Here is a 23,659-nt window from a genome sequence, read left to right as displayed (position 1 = left end):
GTTGGTTTTTTGTAGGCAAAATTATACATCTTACTAAATGTAAGTTGTATAATAAAAGAAAGCAAAGCAGAAAGAAGGGAACGACGATGAACAGAGCTCAACCGGAGTTTCAACTAGCTTCAGACACTCAGATAGGAACGGTGGTGCTGAAGGTAGCCAATCTTGAGAAAATGACGACATTTTACCACAAGATCATTGGTTTATCAGTACTATCAGAAAAAAATGAAGAGAGCACATTGGGCACAGCAGCATATCCATTGCTGATTCTAAGGAAATGCAAGGAACCGTTGCCTTCAGCAAACAAGACGGGTCTCTATCATACAGCTTTTTTGCTCCCTACAAGAACAGATTTGGGCAACGCATTGCATCATTACCTGCAAGTCAAGGCACCAATCATTGGTGCTAGTGATCATGGTTACAGTGAAGCCTTGTATTTAACCGATCCAGAAGGAAATGGAATCGAAGTTTATTGTGATAAGTCCTTGAAGAAATGGGACATTCGAGAAGATGGAGAGATTGTCGGACAGACGATTCCGATGGATGCTGAGGGAGTACTAGCAGCTTCAACTGGAGAGGAAAATCTCTTTCCTGAAGGGACGATCATTGGACATGTTCATTTGAAGGTAGCAGATCTGGTTAAAACCGAGGCGTTTTACACAGAAATTTTAGGTTTGACGCGAACAAGTGATTTTGGCAGTCAGGCAAAATTTTTTGCTGCTGGCTCTTACCATCACCATGTGGGAACAAATAGCTGGTCGGGAAAAAACTTACCTAATATGGAGGAACGCGATCTTGGTTTAGCTTTTTTCACTTTTCGTGTGACCTCCACAAAAGAGCTTGTTCGGATCGAGAAGCACTGGCAAAAGCAAACAGTAAACTATCAAAAAGATCTTGACGGTCAATTATGGATCACTGATCCTAATGGTATCCAGATCAAAATTGAAGCATAAAAAAGCTCTGAAAAAGAGCTTTTTTCATGTATTTGGCGTCATCCCCTTCAGTAAAACCTCCATCCATTCTTCTGTATGGAGCAAGACACGCTCGTAAATCATAGGATGAGACATTCCCTCGATCAAGGTCTCGAAATAAAGAATCAAAAATTCATCTGAATATTTTAGGTCCACTTTTCCCTCTTTGCGTCCGCGATGAAATAAATCGAGCATGATATCAATGCTTTCTTGGGTGACTTGTTCCATTAGCTGCGACAATTCACTGCCGTCTTTGGTGGTCATGTAGGCCATGAGATCGAGATAAAGAGGATCGGAAATCTCTTCCAAAGAAAGGAGCTTGCTTTTAGTAAAGGCCACAAAGGTTTCTTCGAAGCTCAAATTTTTAGCCATAATTTCTTTTGACTGTCTATGAGCTTCCAAGATCAACTGTTTGAAAACTTCGTGGATCAGGTTTTCTTTACTACCAAAATATTTGAAAATGGTCGTTTTACCGACATCTGCTTTTTGAACGATGCTCTCTATTTTTAGCTGCTTGACGCCTTGTCCGCTATTTAGCAAGTCAAAAGTTGCTTCTAAAATTTGTTTCTTTTTGATCTCTCGACGTTTTTCAAAGCCATTCACTAGCTCTCTCTCCTTAAATAAAAACTTTTTTTGATACACAGTTCGTATTTTCTCTTCTTATTGATTATATAAAAATAATTACGTACTTTCAATACCGTAAAGTTCGCAAAATGCAAAATTTTGATTTGACGGGTTATTTTTTGCTCTTTATAATGAAAGAAGAAAGTTATTTATTTTTACAAGGAGGGGAAGCAATGGCAGAAATTGTGAAAGTTAAAAATGTCAAAAAAAACTTTGGAAAATTTCAAGCATTGTCAGATGTGACGTTCACCGTTGAAGCAGGAGAAGTCGTAGGTTTTATTGGCCCGAATGGTGCTGGAAAATCAACAACGATCCGCGTTTTATTAGGGATCATCAATCGGCAAGCAGGAGAAGCGACTATTTTTGGGAAAGATGTCTGGAAAGACAGTCTGGAGATCCACAAACGGATTTCTTACGTTCCAGGAGATGTTGCTTTATGGGGTAGCTTGACGGGAGGAGAGATCATTGATTTATTTATGAAGCTTCATGGCGGCGGAGACCATGAGAAAAAAAAGTACTTGATCCGACGATTTGAATTGGACCCAAAGAAAAAAGCCAAGAGCTATTCAAAAGGAAATCGACAAAAAGTCGGTTTGATCGCTGCCCTGTCTGTCCATTCGGATCTCTATATTTTTGATGAACCAACCTCTGGATTGGACCCCTTGATGGAAGCTGTTTTTCAAGAAGAGGTTGAAAAACTGAAGCACGCCGGTAAAGCGATCCTGCTCTCCTCTCATATTTTGAGTGAAGTGGAACGGTTAGCAGATAGAGTAGTAATTATCCGCAAAGGCAGAATCGTTGAAACGGGCACACTGAAGGACCTGCGTCACCTGACACGCTCGACGGTCACTGTCGAAACAAAAAAAGACCTCTCTCCATTGGCTGAGTTGAAGGGTGTACACGATTTTCAGCAGAAGGAAGGGAACTCGGCGATTTTTTCTGTAGATGCACCTTTCATCAATGAAATTTTACTAGAAGCGACAAAATTGGACGTGAAAAAATTTGAGTCAGTCCCTCCAACACTGGAAGATTTATTTATGCGTCATTATGAAGGCGATTAGTCGGGAAGGAGGAGACAAATGAGAGAAAAATTTGCACGAAGTATCGTCTTGTTTATTCAATATTTGAGACGAGATTGGAAAAAGATCATTGGTTGGCTGATTGGTCTGGCGTTGTTTTCCGGTGCCTTTGTCCCTGCGTTTGAAGAAATCGGCAAAGATCAGGAATTGTTGGGGATGTTTGAGATCTTACAGAATCCGGCAATGATCTCAATGGTCGGATCGACACCAATAACGGAAGCTGCAAACTATACGATTGGCGCGATGTACAGTCAAACCATGCTATTGTTTTGTTGCCTGTTCTCCATGATTGTGTCTGGCTTACACGTGATCAGTCATACAAGAAAAGAAGAGGAGCTTGGTTTGATCGAACTAATTCGTTCTTTCCAGGTCGGACGACAAGCCAATTCTTTGGCAGTCATACTAGAGACAGTGGTGATCAATCTATTGCTGGCGCTGATGATTGCGGGTACGATGGTGATATTTGATGCTGAAACGATCAATCTGTCAGGAGCCATCTTGTTTGGTCTTTCGATCGGTGGTGCTGGAATCCTTGGTGGTAGTCTCGCTTTGATTCACGCTCAGATCATGCCAAATGCGGCCAGTGCAATCGGCAGCACTCTAGGAACGATCGGTTTGCTGTATATTTTACGTGCAGGAACCGATGTGTCCGATCCACAACTTTCAAAGTGGAATCCGTTGGGTTGGAATTATTATACGAATCCTTTCACTGAAAACAATGGATTTTATCTCTACTTGATTGTTATAGTTAGCCTGATTCTGGTATTTATTGCTTTTGCTTTAGAAAATTATCGGGATATGGGGGCCGGTTATCTGCCGGAAAGAGAGGGAAGGTCCCATGCCAAAAAAAGTTTACTTTCTGTTCCGGGTTTGTTACTACGAATCAATCGAGGAGTAATGATCAGCTGGTTTTTGGCTTTTCTTATTTTGGGTGCGGCCTATGGCTCGATCTATGGCGACATGCAGACCTTTCTTGAAGGAAACGAATTGATGCGTCAAATGTTCCTGCAGTCGGGGATTTCGATTGAGGCTTCGTTTACAAGTACGATTTTAAAAGAAGTGATCCTGCTAGTAGTAATCTTGCCGATCGTGATCATCAATAAGTTGTTTTTTGAGGAACGTCAGCTACGATTTAGCCAGTTATACGCAACAAAAGTCAGTCGAGGAAAAGTGTTTGGCTATACGATTGGACTGTCAGTGCTTGCGGGAGTGGTCGGAATCTTGTTTTCAGCGGGGGGATTGGGAGTAAGTGCTCTGTTTGTGATGGAAGGGGAAACGAAGCTAACGCTAGGGAGTTTTCTGACAGCAGGCTTGAATTATCTACCAAGCCTTTTATTTTTCATAGGAGTCGCAGCCATCTTTCTTGGTTGGTTTCCGAAAGGACATTCTTTTACCTATATTTATCTAGCGTATTCCTTTGCTCTGAGTTTTTTCGGCGAATTACTAAATCTGCCAGAATGGCTGGCGAAAACGGCCATATTGAATTGGATTCCAGCGATGCCTGTGGAGGAATTTGATCCGATTGTATTTCTAGGGATCGCTTTTCTGGGAATGATGATGATCCTACTGGGATATTTGGGCTATCGGAACAGAGATTTATTGGAAGGGGCCTAAAAGCACTGTCTTTCTGTTACAATAAAGAAAAGAGAGCTTTTGGAAGGAATGATTCGTTTGCATAAAAATCTATTAGTTGCTATTGACGGCTCCAGGATGGCCAAGACCGTCATTGACAAAGCGGTCGAAGAAGCCTCCTTGAAACATGCGTCCTTAACAATCGTTCGGGTACTCGAAACGCCTCAATATTTATGGAATACGCCCAGAGCATTAAGAATCATGGAACAAACGAAAAAATATTTGGAAACGGAACTGAAAGAGCTGAAAGAGACACTTAGTGAACAATTTCCGAGTGATCAGATCTTTACCTTTGTTGAAGAGGGCAATCCCAAACAAAAAATTCTTGAACTCGCTGAGCAAAGAGAACCAGTGATCGATTTGATCGTTATTGGAGCAACTGGGGAATCGGAAGAACAGTTTACAGGATCTACAGCAACCTATATCATCAATCTGGCGCATTGCGATGTCTTGATTGTCAGAGAATAGAAAATACCGTCCATTTTGTTTGGACGGTATTTTCTATTCTTCCAGTAAATTGTTGGTAATTTGGATCAAGGTGTCTTCAATTTTAGCGAAATCATTTTCAGATATTTTGGAATTGATCAAAATGATTGGCACCAAGTTGTTGAAATCCGATACATACTCATCCATTCCTTTTAAGGAAACAGTGCTTAAAATAATGTCTGCTTTATGGAGATCACTTGTAAATTCAACAAAATATTTTTCGCAGAATCTTGTCGACACTCTGAATTCAATATGCTTGGTATACAAGAAAGTCAAATCCGAATGAATATAGATTTTGACTTTTGGAAAGAAGATCTTTGTTGGGACCAAATAGAAACATAAGAGTAAACTTTCAATTTTAAAGTACTCATAGGAATTTGTCTCCACATCGTGAGTAAATCTCCTCCATAATGTATCGTATTTATCGATTAGGACAGGATATAAATCCTTCAGTTCATTGCTGTAGCCCTTGGTAAAATTGTTCAAAATATTTTCGTCAGGCTCAAAGAAATGATGCGACAATAGTTGTTTGACAAATTTTTTATAGACGAATTCCTGTTGGATATCTGTCAAAGGCATAAAAATCTCCTCAAATAAATCGATCCAAATAGCTGCATCCTGAAGAGGTAGTTCTTTTTTGACGGCTTCTAAATTGACTTGTAAATGAAAATCGATGATATCTGACGCATAGATCGAGATCACTAGAAACTGCCAATCTTCTTTCTGCCAGTCTGTGAGTAGCGCAGGACATTCAGGCATCAAAAAGCTGTTGAGCATATTCGCTTCCTGCTCAGTATAGATAAGTTTCCAATGGCCCTTGATAGCTGTCATTGTGATGAATAGCCAGATCGATAGGATCTCTAGTGTTTGATGATCGGTGTCAATGGCCAGATGCGAAGCAATCTGTTCAGCAATCAGCATGACACTGTCTTTGTTTTTCGACCAACCAATATGAGAAAATTGTCGATGGATCGTAAATAGAAAGACAAAAAAGAAGGAACGTAATTTGTATTCTTCCCCAACGATCGTGATGTCTGTTGAAAGGGAAATATAAATCTCATGTTTTTCCAGTGAAGCATTGATATCTTTGATCTTTCTTCTCAATTGCGATTCACTGATATAATGGGTTTGGCAAAAAGAGATTGTTGAGATGGAACGTGATACGAGTAGCTGCTGCAGGAGTTCATAGCCTAGTTCGGCAGAGAAAATTGCAGCCAGTAGCTTTTGATAATTGATAAAGGGTTTTCTTATAAGCTTGATACCGTTGCGTTGATCGATGACTAGTGTTGCTAAATCAGAAGGATACGCCATTTCGATTTCCGCTTGAAGCTCTCGACAAATTTTCTTGATTGTAGATTGACTGTAGTTGCCAACGATTTGAGTCAGTTCTCTACTGGAAATGAATTGTGTTTCTTCTTCTAAAGCAAATAAAATGTTTTGTTTCAACCAGGCATTCGAAGAAATTCCATACATCATATTTGTTATCCTTTCTGATGTTTACTTTAGATTATTATAAAAGGGATTGAGTAGTATGTTCGACTGCGAAGGGGAGATTGAAACAGGGAATGAATGTTTAGAGGGAGGAAAAGAATCCTGCTTTTATTTGACCTAAACCATTAACCCATTATAGATGTATTGTAGGTATAAAAGATAGTGTTTTTTCTAATTATCCAGTCTGGTTTAAAAAATGAAATGGAAAGAAGAAACAATTAAAAAGAAAACGTGTTACTCTAATAAAGAGAAGGCTTACAATACATCGATTATCTTCCAGAGATACGAATTTTATTCGAGTCACCAAACACCTGTGTCATTAAGTGTCCATTGTAGGTTAAAAAATGATATCTGTTTTAAAAAACATCGTTGTAGAATATTTATAACGAAAGATATCCGTTCTGTTGTTATCTTAAGTCTAGCTAGCTAAAAAAAATAATTAGAAACATTCTTTTGATATTTTTCGCACTATTGATAATTTCTACAACCAATTTTTTTAATAAAAAAGGGGTGAAGTTATGAATAAACTTTGGAAATGGCTCATAGGAATTTTTTTATTGCTGCTTTTCTGTATTCTCGGTTTTGTAATGATCGAAAATCAGGCGGTCGCCTACTTACCTTTCCGCTTTGTTTCGATGTATAACTATCCTTGGATCGGCGGATCTATTCCTTATGTTCTATTTTGGGGAAGTGCGGTTTGCATGGTCGTCCTGTTACTTTTGTTCTTACTGTTGGTCTTTTCTCCAAACACGAAGCATTCATTGCTTTTAGAATCGGATCAGGGTTCTTTAAAGATCCAAAAAAAAGCATTAGAGCACTTTGTATTGACGATCGTCAGACAAGAGCCCTTTATAGCGGCACCTTCCGTGAGAATCAAGATTCCCGGAAAGACGATCAAAGTAAAGATCGTAGGACAAATGAGAAAAAGTACAGCAATCCCTGAGAAGCAACAAGCTTTAGTTCAGGAAATTGAACAAGAGCTGCAACGTTTACTGGAAACAAAAGAAACCATCAAAATACAAGTTGTTTTGGATGAGTATCGGACAACAAAAAGTAACAAAGATTCTCATCGTGTAGAGTAAAGGAGCGGATCATATGTATGGATTATTTCATCAGTATCAGTATCCGATCATTGGAGGAGCTGCTGGTTTGATTCTGGCGATCCTACTCATCACAGTGGGGTTTTTCAAGACAATACTGATCATTGTGCTTACTTTAATTGGTGCATATTTAGGGTTTTACTTGAATGAAGCAGGCTTTTTTGATCCATTCAAGCGGCCCAGAATATAAAAAATAATTTTTTAGGAGGAGCCAACATGGAAAAACAACCGCATGTACCTGTAGTACCAGAAAAAGATGCGATACCAGCACCTGAACTTCAGCGAATTACAGGCGAACTCACCTTTGACGATAAAGTAATCCAAAAAATCATTGGGATCGCTTTGGAAGAAATCGACGGTCTATTGACAGTCGATGGTGGATTCTTTTCCAATTTAGCTGAAAAATTAGTGAATACCGATAACGTGACATCAGGTATCAGCACGGAGGTCGGTACAAGGCAAGTCGCAGTGGACATGGATGTTGTTGTTGAATATGGCAAAGATATCCGTCAAATCTTTGACAAAATCAAAAAAGTGATCTCTAGAGAAGTTGGAAAAATGACTCATTTAGAGGTGATTGAAGTGAATGTCAATATTGCGAACATCAAATCTAAAAAAGAATACGAAGAAGACAGTGAGACCGTTCAAGACAAAGTAACCGGTGCAGCAAATACAGCAGGTGGTTACATCTCAAAACAGTCAACAAAAGCAAGAAACTCTATGAACAAAGGTGCAAACGAGTATCCAGTAAGAACGGAACCTCGTGTACAATAAAAAAATTATAAAGGAGAGGATCAACATGGGTTTGATTTGGTCATTAATCGTAGGTGGAGTTATTGGAGCAATCGCAGGAGCAATCATTAACAAAGGCTCATCAATGGGACTTATTGCAAATGTGGTAGCAGGATTGGTAGGATCAGCAATTGGTCAGTCACTATTAGGCAGCTGGGGACCATCATTAGCCGGTATGGCATTGATTCCTTCCATCATTGGTGCAATTATCTTAATTGCAGTAGTATCATTCTTTATCAGCAGAAGTGCTTAAACTTTTAGAAGTACAATAGAAATCTTCCCCAAGATTCTTAAAAACAGGAGTAAGAATCCAAAACAGATGTTCTCATTTGTTCATATTGCAAAAAAAGGATGTGGAGTCATGCCAAACTTACAAATTGGTGATTCGATTACTGCTCTTGATGCGCATGAAGAGCATGTATCTGGAAAAGTGGAAAAAATTCTTGAAAATACTATTATTATAGTAGATAAAAACTGGAATCGATTTTTAATTAAAAAAAACGATTCTAATAAAATAAACTTCTTTCACAAACAACATCAGATGTTCGATGTTGTTTGTGTTTTTTTGTGAAAAAAATAAATGTATAAGTGCAATTTTTTTAATAAAAAGACTAAAAATCTAGAAATATCTGCCGATAGTATAAAATAAGTTATCTAAAAAGGAGGTTTTGTATAAGAAGCGGAGAAGGATATCTCCGATAGGCACCATCAAAAAGTAAATACGCTTCATCCCTGTGTGAAGCAGGAAAAGATCAAAAAGGAGAAAAATTATGAGTGTTGGAAAAAAATTAAACGTAGCTTTTCTTTCTCTAATTGTTTTATTGGCACTTTCTATTGGTAGCGCTTTTATCAATTTTGCTGAAGTGAAGAATGAAACAGAAGAGGCCTTGGATTATCGCTTAGAGCAATTATTGCTTGCGACGAGTATTCGCAGAGACGCTGGAACACAATCGACTTATCTGCGTTCAGCCGTTCTAAGTCCAGAAGATGGTGATCAGAGACGAATCCTACAAGAAGCGATGGATCGATTGAACAACAATTTAGTTGTACTGGAGAAGCTGATCCAGTCAGACGAATTTAGAGCTGCTTGGCTTGAAGTAGATGAAGCCAATGATCAGTTCAATGAACTGGTACCCGTGATTTTTTCAGCAATCGATAATGGCAATATCGATGGAGCTACGGAGATCATCAATACAACGATCAGTGATGTCACCGCGCAATTGCTACTTGGGGTAGAAGATATGGTAGCTTACCAAGTTCGCCAGATGGATGAGATCAACGAAGAGATCCATGACAGTGTTCTCTTAGCTCAAATCATTTCTATTGTTATTTTTGTTATTAGTATTGTTGCAGTAACAGCATTGGTGCTCCTCGTTCGACGGACGGTAACGAAGCCATTATTAGCGGTGATCGATACCGCGAAGGATTTCGGAGAAGGCAATCTTGCAACAGAAGATATTGTCGTCCAATCAAATGATGAGATTGGACAGTTAGCTACGATCTTTAATGAAGCGAAGCGCAATACCCGCGACTTGATCGTTGGTATTCAAGGAAATTCAGATCAGCTAAGTGCTTCCTCACAGGAACTTTCTGCCAGCTCAGAAGAGGTTTTGGCAACGACAGAAGAAGTGGCTAGACAAGCTGGAGATACCGCAGATATTGCCCAAGGGTCGGCTAGTGCAGCCAATGAAAGCTCTCTCGCAATGGATGAAACGGCACAAGGGGTTCAACGAATCGCCGAAGCCTCTCAAGTTTTATTTGATTCATCGAATGAGACAAATCAAGTGGCACAGAAGGGGACAGGAGTTATCCATCATGCCACGCAACAGATGAATACGATTTATGATTCTGCGTCCGCAGTCAATACGCTGATTCAAAAACTAGCGAAAGAAACCGAAGAAATTGAAAGTATCATCAATATTATTACGAGTATTACAGATCAAACCAATCTTCTGGCATTGAACGCAACGATTGAAGCCGCTCGTGCCGGAGAGCAAGGGAAAGGCTTCCTCGTAGTTGCTGAAGAAGTTCGTAAACTAGCAGAAGAATCCAAACAATCTGCCACATCGATCACTGCCTTAACGACTGAAATCAAAGACGATACGAAAAAAGTTGCTGATGCGATGGCAAGTGCGTTACCAGCTGTTGAAGAAGGCGTGGAGATTATTGGTGAGGCGGGTCAATCCTTTGAGTCGATCTTGTCTGCTATTCGTGGCATGACTAGTCAGATCCAAGATGTCTCCACGACAGCGGAAGAACTGTCAGCAAGTGCCGAAGAAGTTTCAGCCTCTGTCTCAGAGATCTCGACTGGCTCACAAATGACCTCTAATAATATTGATTCGATCGCAGTTGCTATGCAAGAACAAACAGAAACGATCAATGATGTTGCCAATGTTGCCATGTCATTGAGTCAAACCGCACAACAGCTAAAAGAAGAATCTATGAAGTTTAAAGTATAATCGAACAAAAACCAATCGATGCCATTTGGAGTTGTTTGGTTTTTTGTGTTAAGCAAGAGGTGCTGATTAGTGTAAAAACAAAAATCACCTTTCTACAGCTGTCGTATGAATTGACGAAAAAAAAAGATGCGCGTATACTGTAAATAAATAGATTACATTTGTAAACGAGAATATCAAATTCTTGATCGCAATAAAAATGTTGTAATCTGTAAATAAGAACGAAGGAGAGAGAAAAATGGGACAACAGTCAAAGAACGAACACGAGCATCATCACCATCATATGCAGCATGAGGAACATTCTTCTGGTATGGACGGAATGAATCATTCGCATCATGACCATACAGGCCACGCGCACCATGAAATGAGTGGAATGGATCATTCCATGCATATGGGAAACTTCAAACAGAAATTTTGGCTTTCATTGATTTTGGCGATACCGATCATTGTACTATCACCGATGATGGGGATTGAATTGCCCTTTCAGTTTACGTTTCCAGGTTCTGACTGGATTGTTTTGATTTTAGCGACAATTCTTTTTGTGTATGGCGGACAGCCTTTCTTGAGTGGAGCAAAAATGGAATTGAAACAGAAAAATCCAGCTATGATGACCCTGATTTCTATGGGGATCTCAGTCGCTTATTTTTACAGTATCTATTCCTTCCTTGCGAATCAGTTTTTCCATCAACATGTGATGGACTTTTTCTGGGAGCTGGCAACGCTGATCGTTATCATGCTACTTGGACACTGGATTGAAATGAATGCTGTGTCTAATGCCAGCGACGCCTTGCAAAAACTAGCAGAATTGTTACCGGACGAGGTCACACGATTGACAGAAAATGGGGAAGAGACAGTTTCGCTACAGGAAGTTCACGAAGGAGACCTCTTGATCGTTCGTGCCGGAGACAAAATGCCGACAGATGGTAGGATCGAAAAAGGATCAACGACAGTCGACGAATCCGCCGTCACTGGAGAATCTCGCGGTGTGGTCAAAAAAGAAGGCGACAAAGTCATCGGAGGCTCGGTCAATGGCGATGGCACGATTCAAATCAAAGTTACGGGTACTGGTGAAAGTGGTTATTTAGCCAAAGTGATGGAGATGGTTCGTCTCGCACAATCAGAAAAATCAAAATTAGAAGCATTGTCAGACAAAGTCGCTAAATGGCTTTTCTATGTGGCTTTATTTGCTGGAATCTTGACTTTTGTCTTGTGGTTGTTTATCGATGATCTGCCAAATGCACTGGAACGAATGGTGACCGTCTTTATCATTGCCTGTCCTCATGCTCTTGGATTGGCGATTCCTCTGGTTGTAGCTCGTTCTACTTCGATCGCAGCAAAAAATGGCTTATTGCTAAAAAATCGGAATGCTTTGGAGAACGCCCATGATATCGAGATGATCCTGCTCGACAAGACAGGAACCTTGACCCAAGGAACCTTCTCTGTCACAGGTGTTGAGTTGTTGGATGAACAGTATACTCAAGACGAAGCACTACAGTACATCGGTGCGCTGGAAGCCTCAGCCAATCATCCGATCGCAACCGGGATCATGAACTATTTGAAGGAGCAAAAGATTCAACCCTATGAAGCACAGGATGAGAAAAATATCTCCGGTGTGGGTCTGTCAGGAACGGTAAGAGGGAAAACAGTCAAAATCATCAATGAAAAAGAATTGAATCGAATCGACCAAAGTGTAGAAAAAAATCGGATTCAATCCTATCAAGAGCAAGGAAATACGATCAGTTACTTGCTAGTTGAAAATAAGTTAGTCGCGCTGATTGCTTTGGGAGATAAAATCAAGCCAGAAGCGAAAACCTTTATTGCAGAGTTGAAGGAACGAGGAATTCAACCAGTGATGCTGACTGGAGATAATGAGGATGCTGCAGCCAATGTCGCGGATTATTTAGGAATGAGTGATTACTATTCAGCTTTACTGCCTGAAGGCAAAGAAAAAATCGTTGCTTCTTGGACCCAAGCAGGCAAGCGCGTAATGATGGTCGGTGATGGGATCAATGATGCACCTAGTCTGGCTCGAGCGACTATTGGGGTCGCGATTGGTGCCGGGACTGATGTCGCCATTGATTCGGCAGATGTCGTGTTGACCAACAGCAATCCAGAAGATATTTTACATTTCTTGGATCTAGCAAAAGAAACACGAAAAAAAATGATCCAAAATCTTTGGTGGGGAGCTGGCTACAACATTGTTGCGATTCCTTTGGCAGCAGGTGTTTTGGCACCGATCGGAATTCTTTTGAGTCCAGCGGTCGGAGCGATTCTGATGTCCTTGAGTACCGTGATCGTGGCATTGAATGCAATGACACTGAAAATCAGAAAATAAGAAAAAGTGACTGTGACAGAAGTAAAAACAAGACAAAAATGTCCGAACAAAATAGAATGGATTCGTCCAATCGAAGGGAATTTGCGACGAGTACCACTCTTCTATTGTTCGGATATTTTACGGTTAAGCTACTTCTGTCATAGTCCTTTTTTTCATGCCAATCTCTTTTATTTGACAGTATTTTTAGACTCGATTAAACTTTTCTTAACTTATGTTGATTTGGTATAAACAGGAGGAAAAAAATGTCAAAAAAATTTGTAAAGGCATTAACTAAAATCGCCGAAGAAACAAACTTATCGGTAGACAAGCAGTTAGCATTGATCTTTGGAGAATTTAATGGCTATACACTCTGTTTGATCCCTTACAATGAGTCGTATACGTTTACTCTGCAGCTGTCACTTAGTCAAAATAGCGAGCTACCGGATGCGGATCTGCTGAAACGTGTTGTTTCTGAGTCAAAGATCATCTCTGCCTGTACGGTACAGGGACATCAAGTCAATTACACTTTGAAAACAGGCTTGACTGCGAATAAAAGTACCGAGAAACTACGAGAGGCGTTAGAGATCATCACAGACTTTTTAAAAGATCAGAGAATGGTCAGTTGCTGTCAAATTTGTGGAGCAGAAGGAACAGAGGCTGTTTATAATCTTGCAGGGGTACCGACAATCTGTTGCGAGGACTGTTTCAAAGCACAGCAGTCAACACTCTCTGCAACTACCAATGAGAAAAAGCAACGAAAGGAAAACTTGATCGGTGGTTTAGTAGGTGCTCTACTTGGTTCATTGCTAGGTGTGGCGACGATCGTTGTTTTGGGACAGTTGGGTTACGTTGCAGCCTTATCAGGAATCGTCTTGGCGGTTTGTACATTAAAAGGCTACGAGCTACTGGGAGGACAATTAAGCAGTCAAGGAATCATCGGGAGTACAGTTATTATGATCATTATGGTCTATTTTGGCACACGATTAGACTGGTCGATCAGTGTTGCCAGTTATTACGAAGATGTCGATATCGTTTATGCCTTTCAAATACTACCGGATTTGATTCGTGAAGGATTCATCGAAGGCAGCAGTTTTTATGCTGATCTGGGTTTAAGCTACTTATTTACAGCTCTTGGAGCAATTCCAACGATCATCAACATTTTACGCAACCGCAAGCTACAAACAGAAAGCTATAAAATGACAGGTTCTAATGATCGGTAAGTGCAAAGGACAAAAGACTGGATAGAAAGACAAAATTTATTTTCAATCATAGAAATGAATAGACCATCTGAAATCAATGTTTAAAAACAAACGGATTTCAGATGGTCTTTTTTATATTCTTTTTATCTTTGTTGGAAGTGCGGTAGCTTCTTTTTTTTCTGAAAGGATGAGCCCTACCAGCGTCAACAGGGTACCGAAAATAGAGAGCCAAGAAACAGGTTCTTGTAAAACAAGGATCGAAGTGACTACTGTGATTGCTGGAACTAGATAGATATAGTTGCTGGTTTTGATCGCACCTAAAATTTTGACCGCCGTATTCCAGCTGACAAAACAAAAAGCAGAGGCTCCTAACCCTAAAAATAAAATATTAAGCAGATAGATCGGTTCTAGTACTTTATCCAGAGGCCAGTCAAAAGGTAAAAGCAGAGAGCTTGGTAACATAAAGAATAGACCATGGCCAAAGGTTCGCCGTGTTGTTTGGATCGTATTGTAGCCCCAGTGGCTGATTTTTTTAGTGAGTAAGGCGTAGATTGCCCAGACGATGGCTGCCAGGACGGCTAAAATATCCCCTGTAGGATTGAGCTTCAGTAACTGGCTACTATTAAAATTGATTAGGATGATCCCCGTCACAGCAATCAAAAAGCCTAGAAAAAAATGCCGACTCAACTTTTCTTCAGAGCTAAATAGCTTTGAGAACAATACGGTAAAAATAGGCGCAACGGAAATGATCACCCCTACATTAGAAGCGAGGGTAAAGGTCAAGGCAATATTTTCCAATAGAAAATACAGTATTACACCGCATAATCCAGCCACTGCCAAGATCAGTTCTCTTTTCCAACCTGTCCATTTGAATCGTTTGGGAACGACCAAAGATAAAGCTAAAAAGCCGATCAGAAACCGATAAATCAGTAATTCCACTGGCGAAAAATCAACCAGTAATATTTTTGTAGAGATAAAGGTGGTACCCCAGATAAAAACAGTGAGTATGGCAAAGATATGACCTTTGCTTTCATTTTTCACTTTCATTGTTAGTAAAACTCCTTGTAAATTTTTCTTTTCTAACAAGAATAATAGCATTTTTAAGTTTATTTTTGCCCTATTTAATTACCTATGCAGTCAGTTATTAGAATAGTAGAAAAAACTGAGAAAGCGAAGAAACAAAAAAACCCTTGAAATCAAGGGTTTCTCGTACGCGATTCTTATCTTCTGCGTTCTTGGATTCTTGCTGCTTTCCCGTGAAGAGCACGTAGGTAGTACAATTTTGCACGACGTACTTTACCGTAACGAACAACTTCGATTTGTGCAACACGTGGTGTGTGCAATGGGAAGGTACGCTCAACACCAACACCGCTAGACATTTTACGAACAGTGTAAGTTTCGCTGATTCCAGCTCCACGACGTTTGATAACTACGCCTTCGAATAACTGGATACGTTCGCGAGTTCCTTCGACAACTTTTGCGTGTACGCGTACAGTGTCTCCAGGACGGAAGTCAGGGATATCTGTGCGTAATTGTTCTTGAGTTAGTTCTTGAATCAATGGATTCATATTTATCATTCTCCTTATTCCCAAATATTCATAAAGCTCTTATGAGGCTCCAGCGGAATATTGTAATAGTTGAGCATTACACTCACTGAAATATACTAGCATAATTGAAGAGCCGTGTAAAGAAAAAATAATCAAATTTTATTTGTTTCTTTCGAGAAAAATATTTGTCTAAGTATCAGTGCGGATCAGTACATCCGTTTTTCACTAGGTGGCTTCAATAATCAACAGGATATTGACTATGTGTTGGCTGCAGCAAAAGAATATCTAGTGAAATAAACTACGAAAGAAGCAATATTGCTTCTTTTTTTGAAGGATGGTTGCTTTCAAGGTCATTTTCAGCTATAGTGAAAACGACTATTTCGAAAAGAGGAAAAAAAGTGAAACCTTCAATTTATGGAATGCAAAAACAAGAACTAGAAGCTTGGTTTATAGAGAACGATGAGCGGAAATTCCGTGCCAACCAAGTCTGGGAATGGCTGTATCAAAAACGAGTATCGTCCTTCAATGAAATGACCAATCTCTCAAAAAATCTAATTCAAAAACTCGATGAACACTTTGTGATTAATCCGTTAAAGCAAGTGGTCGTCCAAGAATCGAAAGACGGGACCGTTAAATATCTTTTTCAGTTACCCGACAAACACATGATTGAAACAGTACTGATGCGACAGGACTACGGCATGTCTGTTTGTGTGACGACACAGGTCGGCTGCAACATCGGCTGTACTTTTTGTGCCAGCGGTTTGTTGAAAAAGCAACGGGATTTGACCGCGGGTGAGATCGTTGCTCAGATCATGTTGGTTCAACGTTATTTTGATGAACGTCAAGCAGGAGAGCGAGTGTCCCACATCGTAGTGATGGGGATCGGGGAACCTTTCGACAATTACAACAATCTGATGAATTTTCTGCATATTGTCAATGATGCAAAAGGTCTGGCGATCGGTGCGCGTCATATCACCGTTTCTACCAGTGGCTTAGCACATAAGATCAAAGAATTTGCGGAAAATGGACTACAGGTCAATCTGGCGATCTCTCTACATGCACCAAACAATGAGCTAAGAACCTCAATTATGCGGATCAATCGCAGCTTCCCTCTTGAAAAATTGATGGCAGCTGTTGATGAATATCTTGAAAAGACTAACCGTCGAATCACTTTTGAATACATCATGCTGAACAATGTCAATGATCGGCCAGAACATGCCCGTCAATTGGCGAATTTATTGAAGGACAAAGCAAAATTGGCGTATGTCAATTTGATTCCTTACAATCCAGTAAGTGAGCACGATCAGTATTCACGTAGTAGCAAGGAAGATGTACTAGCTTTTTACGATGTTTTGAAGAAAAATGGGGTCAATTGTGTGATTCGTAAAGAACACGGAACGGATATCGATGCTGCCTGTGGGCAATTGCGTAGTAAACAAATGAAAAAAGAGCAAACAGCCGTTTGATCACGAGATCAGTCGGCTTGTTTGTTAGTTCTCTTCTTTTTTGATGGTGTTCAGCAGTTTTTTCATCTGATCGGTCAGCTCGATTCTCTCTAGCATATCTGGTCGGCGCAAATAGGTTCGACGCAGAGATTCCTTCAACTGCCATTCTTCGATCAGCTTATGGTTGCCGTTCATGAGGACTGCAGGAACTTCCATTTCGTTGAAAACGGCTGGACGTGTGTATTGCGGGTGTTCCAGTAAGCCGGTAGAGTGTGAGTCGGTTTGTGCTGAAAGATTGTTTCCCAAAACATCCGGCAACAAACGAACAGTGGCATCCACCATGACCATGGCGCCCAGTTCTCCGCCAGTCAGGACATAATCACCCAAAGATACTTCATCCGTGACTAGCGAACGGATACGCTCATCGTAGCCTTCGTAGTGTCCACAAATAAAGACCAAATGTTCCTCTTGAGAAAATTCTTCTGCCATCGCCTGGTCAAATCGTTTACCAGCAGGGTCCAAAAGAATCACGCGTTTCTTGGTCGCAGGTGCTTCCTGCTCGATCGCTTGGAGATTGTCATAGATCGGTTGGACCTTCAAAAGCATCCCGGCGCCGCCGCCATAAGGATAATCATCCACGGTTTGGTGCTTGTTATCTGAATAGTCGCGAAAATTTGAGACCTTCAATTCTAGTAAATCTTTTTCTCGGGCCTTGCCGATGATCGATTCGCCCATCGGACGCTCAAACATTCTTGGAAATAAGGTCAAGATATCAATTCGCATCGTCTAACAATCCTTCCGGAATTTCTACGTGGACTTCGTTGGCATCCAAGTCAATTTCTTTCACTACAGAAGAGATATAAGGGATCAAGGCATCTTTTTGACCTTTTCGTTGAACGACCCAAACGTCATTCGCTCCTGGAGAAAGAATCTCTTTGATTTTTCCTAACAGTTTTCCTTCTTCATCGATCACGTCTAAGCCGATGATCTCGTAGTAGTAATATTCATTTTCTTCTAGATCGGTCAGGTCTTCCTCAGAAACCTTCAAGATACCGTCTCGAAAAGGTTCGACATCATTGATATTCGGATAACCTTCGAAAATCAATAAGTCAAAATTTTTGTGTTTGCGATGATTCGCAATCGTCAATTTTAGTGGGGCTTTTCCTTGTTGAAACAAAGTCAATACAGCACCTTTTTGGTAACGCTGTTCAGGAAAGTCTGTTTGCGAGATTACGCGCACTTCCCCACGAATCCCATGAGTATTGACGATTTTTCCTACATTTAGATATTCTGTCACGATTTTCCCTCATTTCTTTTAAAGTCCTACTCATTTTAGCATGGTTGGCTTCTGAATTCTAGGCATAGACCGTTTCAGAGGATTTATTTTCAATAGAAACTGTTTGAAGTTCGACTCTAAGAGAATTGCTTCACTGCACAACAAAGTCTGCTTTTGTCGACCGTGAGACCACCTTGAGCCTAAAGTCTCAAGCCTGCCAAGCTTCAAACTGGGACTAATCGCTCAAGCGACTAGTCCCAGTAATTCACATTGGCTCTTGGGCACGGTGACGTCGCAGCCTTGTTGTTTCGTTTCACTACGAACAATTACCGTCTTTACCATGAAAGTTGGTCATGATTGAAAGATAGCTTTTAGCACAATGGAGAGAAAAACTAACGACGTTCCACAACTGATCCGAAGTGAGTCCTTCGTTGTGTAGTGTAGCGGTTCTAACCAAAAAGGAGAGCTATCAAAATTGAAAGAATGGTCGGAAGCTCAAAAATCGACTTTCTTCTCTTTTCTGATTGTGTTATAACTAATTTTAAGAGAAAAGAGGCGAAATCATGGAAAAGATTTATTTGATTGAAGATGATGAGACGATCGTTGCGGGTATTTCAGAACATTTGAAGCAATGGGGATATCAAATGTTTTCACCAAACGAATTTCAAAAGATTTTTGAAGAATTCCAAATAATCGAACCGGATTTGATTTTAATGGATATCTCATTGCCTTATTTTAATGGATTTTACTGGTGTCAGGAGATTCGCAAGGTTTCAGAGGTACCGATCATTTTTCTTTCTTCAGCAGAAGACAAAATGAATCAAATCATGGCGATGAATATGGGGGCAGATGATTTTGTAGCCAAACCTTTTGATTTAGGTTTGTTAGTGGCGAAGATTCAAGCTTTGCTGCGACGCAGTTACCAGTATGGACAACATGCACTGACCTATGAACTTCAGGGACTGATGTTCAATCCTTTAGAAAATCAAATCAAATCTGAGAAAGAGACGTTGGTTCTTTCTCCAAATGAAACACGTATTTTGGCAGTTTTGATGGGAAGACAAGGGGAAGTCGTGGCTAGAGAAGACATTATTCAAACCTTATGGAACAGCGATGAATTTATTGACAACAATACCTTGTCGGTCAATATGACTCGGATTCGTAAAAAATTACAGTCGATCGGTGTAGAGAATCTAATTCAAACTGTTAAAAACCGAGGCTATTTGATAGAGAGGCAAGCACAATGAAAGTGGTCGTATCTTATTTAAAGGAAAACAGCAATGTTTATATCATCTATCTTTTATTTCTGGGATTGACGTTTTTGACTCTGTATCTACACGATCTCTCTTTGCGTCCCTTTACCGATATATTTTTATTTTTGACCTTCGTTTTGGCAGTCTATTCAATGGTTCGATTTTATTTTTATCATCAAAAAATCAAAGAGCTGCAACGTTTTACAGAGAGAGAAATGACCTCTCAGATTCGTCAGTTCTTGCCAAAAGCAAGCTCTGGTAGTGAAGACTTGTATCAGCAACTGGTCTTGAAAGCCATCCAACAAAAAGAAGAACAACAGCAGCAGATCCATTTCAACAAAGAAGAGATTTTGGAAGACTTTGGACTTTGGTTACATCAGATCAAAACCCCGATCGCCGGTTTGGATCTTTTAGTGCAGTCGCCAGAACCAGATCCAGTCAAAATGAAAAGTGAACTCTTTAAGATCAATGAATATCTGCAAATGATGTTGAATTATTTACGTCAGAATCTGGATCATGAAGATCTAGTGATTGAAAAGGTTTCTTTGGAGTCGGTCGTCAAAGTTGTTTTGCGAAAGTATGCTATTTTTTTCTCGCAGAAAAATTTACGTCTGGTTTTGAAATCATTGAATGTCCAGGTCTATACAGACCGCAAGTGGTTGACCTTTATTTTGGAACAGCTAATTTTTAATGCAGTCAAATACACGAGCGATGGCGAGATTGCTTTGTTTTGGGAACCAGATCAGCTGGTGATCGCCGATACCGGGATTGGGATTCGTCCGGAAGATTTGCCGCGAGTTTTTGAAAAGGGCTATACCGGCTATAATGGACGGGAGCAGCAGCGGGCCAGTGGTCTAGGTTTGTATCTTTGCCAAATGGTTGCGAGCAAGATCGGTATCCAAATGAGGATCGGATCGATCTTGGGAAAAGGCACGCGGGTCTACCTAACTTTTCCGAAAGAGCAAAATTTTTATGAATGATCCAAACTTACCGAACTGTAAGTTTGGATTTCTTTTTGTAAGTAGCTGTTGAGAGCCTTTGTCGTTAAGATAGAGAAGAGGGGGAATGAAAAATGTCACGATTATTAACAGTAAAAAATGTAAAAAAAGTCTATCAAAGCCGTTTTAGCGGTCAACTAGTCCACGCCCTTCGTCAAATCGATTTTACGATCGATGAAGGAGAATATGTGGCGATCATGGGAGAGTCCGGTTCAGGGAAAAGTACGTTGCTGAATCTGATTGCTACGCTAGACAAACCGACCTCTGGCTTGATCCAGCTGCGGGACATGGATTTTAATCGAATTTTAGAAAAAGAAGCGGCTAATTTTCGCCGTGACCATTTAGGTTTTGTTTTTCAAGATTTTAACTTGCTGGACACCTTCTCCGTGAAGGACAATATTTTACTGCCGTTGGTTTTGTCACGGACGCCGTATCCAAAGATGGAAGCCCGTTTAACACCTTTGGCAGCAGCCTTGGGAATCAGTGAGCTGTTGGAGAAATATCCTTATGAATTATCAGGAGGACAGCAGCAACGAGTGGCGATTGCCCGAGCCTTGATTACCCAACCTGAGCTTTTGTTGGCAGATGAACCAACTGGAGCCTTGGATTCCAAGACATCCAATCAATTATTACAGCTGTTTGAACGTCTGAATGATAATGGTCAAACGATTTTGATGGTTACCCACAGTTCGATTGCTGCCAGTCATGCTCAAAGAGTTTTGTTTATCAAAGATGGACAAGTCTTTCACCAGCTTTATCGCGGGAAAAAAAACAACCAGCAGTTTTTAGAAACCATTGCTGAGACAATGACCGCCTTGCTGACAAAGGAGGGGTAAAATGTTTTTTGCAAAGTTAGGTTTTCAAAATTTACGAAAAAATAAGCAGATTTATTTGCCGTTTTTGATCTCGATGATTTTCATTGTTGCAATCAATACCATGATTCATTTATTGGTCTACAATCAAGGGATGGAGACATTAGGCACACGTGAAGGCGTGGAAGTCGCTTTTCGTTTAGGACAAATCGTGATCATGTTATTTACGTGGATCTTTTCTGTCTATACTCACCGTTTTTTGATCAAGCAGCGAACGAGGGAACTCGGCTTGTACAATATCTTAGGTTTAGGAAAAAGTGATTTGTATCGACTATCTTTTTGGGAGATTTGTTACAGCTTCTTCTTTTCGATTAGTTTTGGTGTAATCTCAGGTTATGTTTTATTTAAACTTACCTCGTTGCTACTGATGAAGATGTTTGAGATCGGCGAGCAATTTATTTTTCAAATCGAAGGAAGCAGCTTGTTGTTCCTGTTTCTCCAATTTTTCGGTATTTTCTTGCTTCTGTTTCTTTTAAACTGTCGCTATATTTACAAAACGAATCCACTTGAGTTATTGACCAGTGCTAAAAAAGGGGAAAAAGAACCCAAGTCCAAAAAGCTGCTGACGCTTATTGGTGTCTTGTCCCTAGTCATTGGCTATTGGATTGCGGCTACCATCCATTCTCCGTTTGAGGCGATGCTTTATTTTGTGGTTGCTGTCGTGTTGGTTATTTTGGCGACTTATACGCTTTTTATCGGTGGCAGCATCACCTTTTTACGGTTTTTGAAAAAGCGCAAAAAAATCTATTATCGACCGCGTTTGTTCATCTCGATCTCAAGCATGATGTATCGGATGAAGCAAAATGCTGCTGGACTTGCTAGTATTTGTATTCTTTCGACGATGGCATTGATTACCATCTCGACCACGGCGAGCTTGTACTTTGGTCGGGAGACAGATCTGAATGTTCAGTATCCTTATGATTACAGCTTTGCTACTTCTTTTGATAATAAGAAGTGGGTAGATGAAGTCTATCAGCTGGCAGAGGAAGAGAACGTAGAGATCACTGAAAACCATGAAGTCAAGACGAGTAAAGAACTGCTTTATCTGAAAGAAAATGGTCAGTTGCAATGGGTCTATGAAGCAGGTTTAGATTTCAATGAAGCCAGAAAAATCGCTCGCTCGAACTACCATGTTTTCATCTCGTTGGAGGAATACAATCGTCAAATGCACACTTCCTACACTTTGTCAGAGGATGAGGTGCTAGTGGATGAACTAGAAAACGTCTATAAAAAGCAGGATACGTTGAACTTTGGCGATAACCTGCTCTTCCACGTAAAAGATAAAGTATCAGGATTTAAGATGCACCAGTTTACACTGCCATTCAATCAGATCGTGTTGGTCGTTATGCCAAATGATGAAGTACTCAATGAAGTGCTGAACGCAACTGTTCCGGAAAACTATCAAGGGACTACGATCGATCGTTGGTGGTATCAGGTTGATTTCAATTTTGAAACCAAAGAAGACGATCAACGAATAAACTTTGCCAGCCAACTGTCGGAACAGTTGTCAAGGATCGGTAGCACCGGTGTACTGCCTGAAGAGAGTGGTTATTCTTATAGAAGAGGGGAACGTGATCTTGTTAGTGAAGTCAATCGAGACTTCGACAGCAGCTTTTTCTTTATTGGTATGTTGTTGAGCATCGTCTTCATTCTAGGAACGGTGCTGATCATCTACTTCAAACAAATTTCAGAGGGCTTAGAGGATCGTGAACGCTTCATTATTTTACAAAAAGTCGGCATGAGTCGTGCAGAAGTCAAAAAAACGATTCGCCAGCAAGTCTTGATGTTCTTTTCACTGCCACTACTGACAGCTTTTAGTCACTTGCTCTTTGCTTTTCCAATGATAAAACAGCTACTGTTATTGTTTGAGATTGCTCATACGCAGGTTTTTCTTTACGCGACATTACTGGTAGCGGTCGCTTTTACGATTCTTTATTTTATCGTTTATCTGTTGACTGCCCGTACCTATTATCAGATCGTTGAACGTGAAAACCCTTGAGGCTAAGTGTAAAATTTATTGAGGTAGAACATTAGACGAATAAAAAAGAAACCGTTACTCTAGTAATTAGGCTGGCGAGCACTACTTACAAGAGGCGGTTTCTTATGGATATTATTGTAACAGATTTA

The 23,659-nt window shown here is 40.3% G+C and carries 23 protein-coding genes; 17 read left to right on the top strand and 6 right to left on the bottom strand.

Going from position 1 to position 23,659, the window contains the following annotated elements:
- Positions 1 to 86: 86 nt before the first annotated feature.
- A complete protein-coding gene (locus tag ACWODM_RS02225) occupies positions 87 to 950 on the top strand; it encodes a VOC family protein (RefSeq protein ID WP_455319738.1) in 864 nt (287 codons plus the stop codon).
- A gap of 24 nt (positions 951 to 974) precedes the next feature.
- Here the strand turns inward: ACWODM_RS02225 and ACWODM_RS02220 are convergent, their stop codons facing one another.
- Entirely contained in the window at positions 975 to 1,571 is a 597-nt protein-coding gene (locus ACWODM_RS02220) for a TetR/AcrR family transcriptional regulator (protein ID WP_455319737.1), read from the bottom strand.
- 194 nt (positions 1,572 to 1,765) lie between these two features.
- Here ACWODM_RS02220 and ACWODM_RS02215 point away from each other — a divergent pair, with 194 nt between their 5' ends.
- From ACWODM_RS02215 to ACWODM_RS02205, 3 genes are read left to right on the top strand one after another with little or no spacing between them, the layout of a single operon-like run.
- Complete coding sequence (locus ACWODM_RS02215) at positions 1,766 to 2,653, top strand: ABC transporter ATP-binding protein (RefSeq protein WP_455319736.1); 888 nt, start codon at positions 1,766 to 1,768, stop codon at positions 2,651 to 2,653.
- A gap of 18 nt (positions 2,654 to 2,671) precedes the next feature.
- On the top strand, positions 2,672 to 4,285 hold the full coding sequence (locus tag ACWODM_RS02210; protein WP_455319735.1) for an ABC transporter permease: 1,614 nt from the start codon (positions 2,672 to 2,674) through the stop codon (positions 4,283 to 4,285).
- A 48-nt stretch (positions 4,286 to 4,333) separates the two neighbouring features.
- On the top strand, positions 4,334 to 4,771 hold the full coding sequence (locus tag ACWODM_RS02205; RefSeq protein ID WP_455319734.1) for a universal stress protein: 438 nt from the start codon (positions 4,334 to 4,336) through the stop codon (positions 4,769 to 4,771).
- A 33-nt stretch (positions 4,772 to 4,804) separates the two neighbouring features.
- Here the strand turns inward: ACWODM_RS02205 and ACWODM_RS02200 are convergent, their stop codons facing one another.
- The gene (locus tag ACWODM_RS02200; protein WP_455319733.1) at positions 4,805 to 6,265 is read right to left on the bottom strand and encodes a helix-turn-helix domain-containing protein; all 1,461 of its coding nucleotides are present in this window, start codon (positions 6,263 to 6,265) and stop codon (positions 4,805 to 4,807) included.
- Positions 6,266 to 6,798: 533 nt separating this feature from the next.
- Here ACWODM_RS02200 and amaP point away from each other — a divergent pair.
- From amaP to ACWODM_RS02160, 8 genes are all read left to right on the top strand, one after another.
- Positions 6,799 to 7,362, top strand: coding sequence for an alkaline shock response membrane anchor protein AmaP (amaP, locus tag ACWODM_RS02195; protein WP_455319732.1), 564 nt, complete (start codon positions 6,799 to 6,801; stop codon positions 7,360 to 7,362).
- A 13-nt stretch (positions 7,363 to 7,375) separates the two neighbouring features.
- Positions 7,376 to 7,570, top strand: coding sequence for a DUF2273 domain-containing protein (locus ACWODM_RS02190; RefSeq protein WP_455319731.1), 195 nt, complete (start codon positions 7,376 to 7,378; stop codon positions 7,568 to 7,570).
- Positions 7,571 to 7,596: 26 nt separating this feature from the next.
- Positions 7,597 to 8,154, top strand: coding sequence for an Asp23/Gls24 family envelope stress response protein (locus ACWODM_RS02185; RefSeq protein WP_455319730.1), 558 nt, complete (start codon positions 7,597 to 7,599; stop codon positions 8,152 to 8,154).
- A 25-nt stretch (positions 8,155 to 8,179) separates the two neighbouring features.
- The gene (locus ACWODM_RS02180) at positions 8,180 to 8,425 is read left to right on the top strand and encodes a GlsB/YeaQ/YmgE family stress response membrane protein (RefSeq protein WP_455319729.1); all 246 of its coding nucleotides are present in this window, start codon (positions 8,180 to 8,182) and stop codon (positions 8,423 to 8,425) included.
- A gap of 108 nt (positions 8,426 to 8,533) precedes the next feature.
- Entirely contained in the window at positions 8,534 to 8,743 is a 210-nt protein-coding gene (locus ACWODM_RS02175; protein WP_455319728.1) for a hypothetical protein, read from the top strand.
- A 199-nt stretch (positions 8,744 to 8,942) separates the two neighbouring features.
- A complete protein-coding gene (locus ACWODM_RS02170; protein WP_455319727.1) occupies positions 8,943 to 10,631 on the top strand; it encodes a methyl-accepting chemotaxis protein in 1,689 nt (562 codons plus the stop codon).
- A gap of 235 nt (positions 10,632 to 10,866) precedes the next feature.
- Positions 10,867 to 12,963 (top strand): heavy metal translocating P-type ATPase, encoded by a 2,097-nt coding sequence (locus ACWODM_RS02165; RefSeq protein ID WP_455319726.1) that lies wholly within the window; start codon positions 10,867 to 10,869, stop codon positions 12,961 to 12,963.
- 242 nt (positions 12,964 to 13,205) lie between these two features.
- Positions 13,206 to 14,162 carry a hypothetical protein gene (locus ACWODM_RS02160; RefSeq protein ID WP_455319725.1) on the top strand — a complete coding sequence of 319 codons (957 nt, stop codon included), beginning with the start codon at positions 13,206 to 13,208 and terminating at the stop codon, positions 14,160 to 14,162.
- A gap of 111 nt (positions 14,163 to 14,273) precedes the next feature.
- Here ACWODM_RS02160 and ACWODM_RS02155 read toward each other — a convergent pair whose 3' ends face one another.
- Positions 14,274 to 15,188, bottom strand: a complete 915-nt coding sequence (locus tag ACWODM_RS02155) for a DMT family transporter (protein ID WP_455319724.1) — start codon at positions 15,186 to 15,188, stop codon at positions 14,274 to 14,276.
- Between the two features lie 173 nt (positions 15,189 to 15,361).
- Complete coding sequence (rplS, locus tag ACWODM_RS02150) at positions 15,362 to 15,709, bottom strand: 50S ribosomal protein L19 (protein WP_455319723.1); 348 nt, start codon at positions 15,707 to 15,709, stop codon at positions 15,362 to 15,364.
- 377 nt (positions 15,710 to 16,086) lie between these two features.
- Between rplS and rlmN the strand changes: the two genes are divergently transcribed.
- Positions 16,087 to 17,154 carry a 23S rRNA (adenine(2503)-C(2))-methyltransferase RlmN gene (gene rlmN, locus ACWODM_RS02145; protein WP_455319722.1) on the top strand — a complete coding sequence of 356 codons (1,068 nt, stop codon included), beginning with the start codon at positions 16,087 to 16,089 and terminating at the stop codon, positions 17,152 to 17,154.
- Between the two features lie 24 nt (positions 17,155 to 17,178).
- Here the strand turns inward: rlmN and trmD are convergent, their stop codons facing one another.
- Together trmD and rimM are read right to left on the bottom strand one after the other, a co-directional pair.
- A complete protein-coding gene (gene trmD / locus ACWODM_RS02140; protein WP_455319721.1) occupies positions 17,179 to 17,916 on the bottom strand; it encodes a tRNA (guanosine(37)-N1)-methyltransferase TrmD in 738 nt (245 codons plus the stop codon).
- On the bottom strand, positions 17,906 to 18,430 hold the full coding sequence (rimM, locus tag ACWODM_RS02135) for a ribosome maturation factor RimM (protein WP_455319720.1): 525 nt from the start codon (positions 18,428 to 18,430) through the stop codon (positions 17,906 to 17,908). The genes trmD and rimM overlap by 11 nt, the downstream gene beginning before the upstream one ends.
- Before the next feature lie 542 nt (positions 18,431 to 18,972).
- Here rimM and ACWODM_RS02130 point away from each other — a divergent pair.
- The 4 genes from ACWODM_RS02130 to ACWODM_RS02115 all read left to right on the top strand — a co-directional run bounded on the left by ACWODM_RS02130 (position 18,973) and on the right by ACWODM_RS02115 (position 23,531).
- Entirely contained in the window at positions 18,973 to 19,656 is a 684-nt protein-coding gene (locus ACWODM_RS02130; RefSeq protein ID WP_455319719.1) for a response regulator transcription factor, read from the top strand.
- Positions 19,653 to 20,642 carry an ATP-binding protein gene (locus ACWODM_RS02125; protein ID WP_455319718.1) on the top strand — a complete coding sequence of 330 codons (990 nt, stop codon included), beginning with the start codon at positions 19,653 to 19,655 and terminating at the stop codon, positions 20,640 to 20,642. The genes ACWODM_RS02130 and ACWODM_RS02125 overlap by 4 nt, the downstream gene beginning before the upstream one ends.
- A gap of 92 nt (positions 20,643 to 20,734) precedes the next feature.
- Positions 20,735 to 21,496, top strand: coding sequence for an ABC transporter ATP-binding protein (locus tag ACWODM_RS02120; RefSeq protein WP_455319717.1), 762 nt, complete (start codon positions 20,735 to 20,737; stop codon positions 21,494 to 21,496).
- Position 21,497: 1 nt separating this feature from the next.
- Complete coding sequence (locus tag ACWODM_RS02115) at positions 21,498 to 23,531, top strand: ABC transporter permease (RefSeq protein WP_455319716.1); 2,034 nt, start codon at positions 21,498 to 21,500, stop codon at positions 23,529 to 23,531.
- Positions 23,532 to 23,659: the final 128 nt, after the last annotated feature.

Source organism: Enterococcus olivae, assembly GCF_053760925.1.
This window is presented reverse-complemented; position numbering and strand designations above follow the sequence as displayed.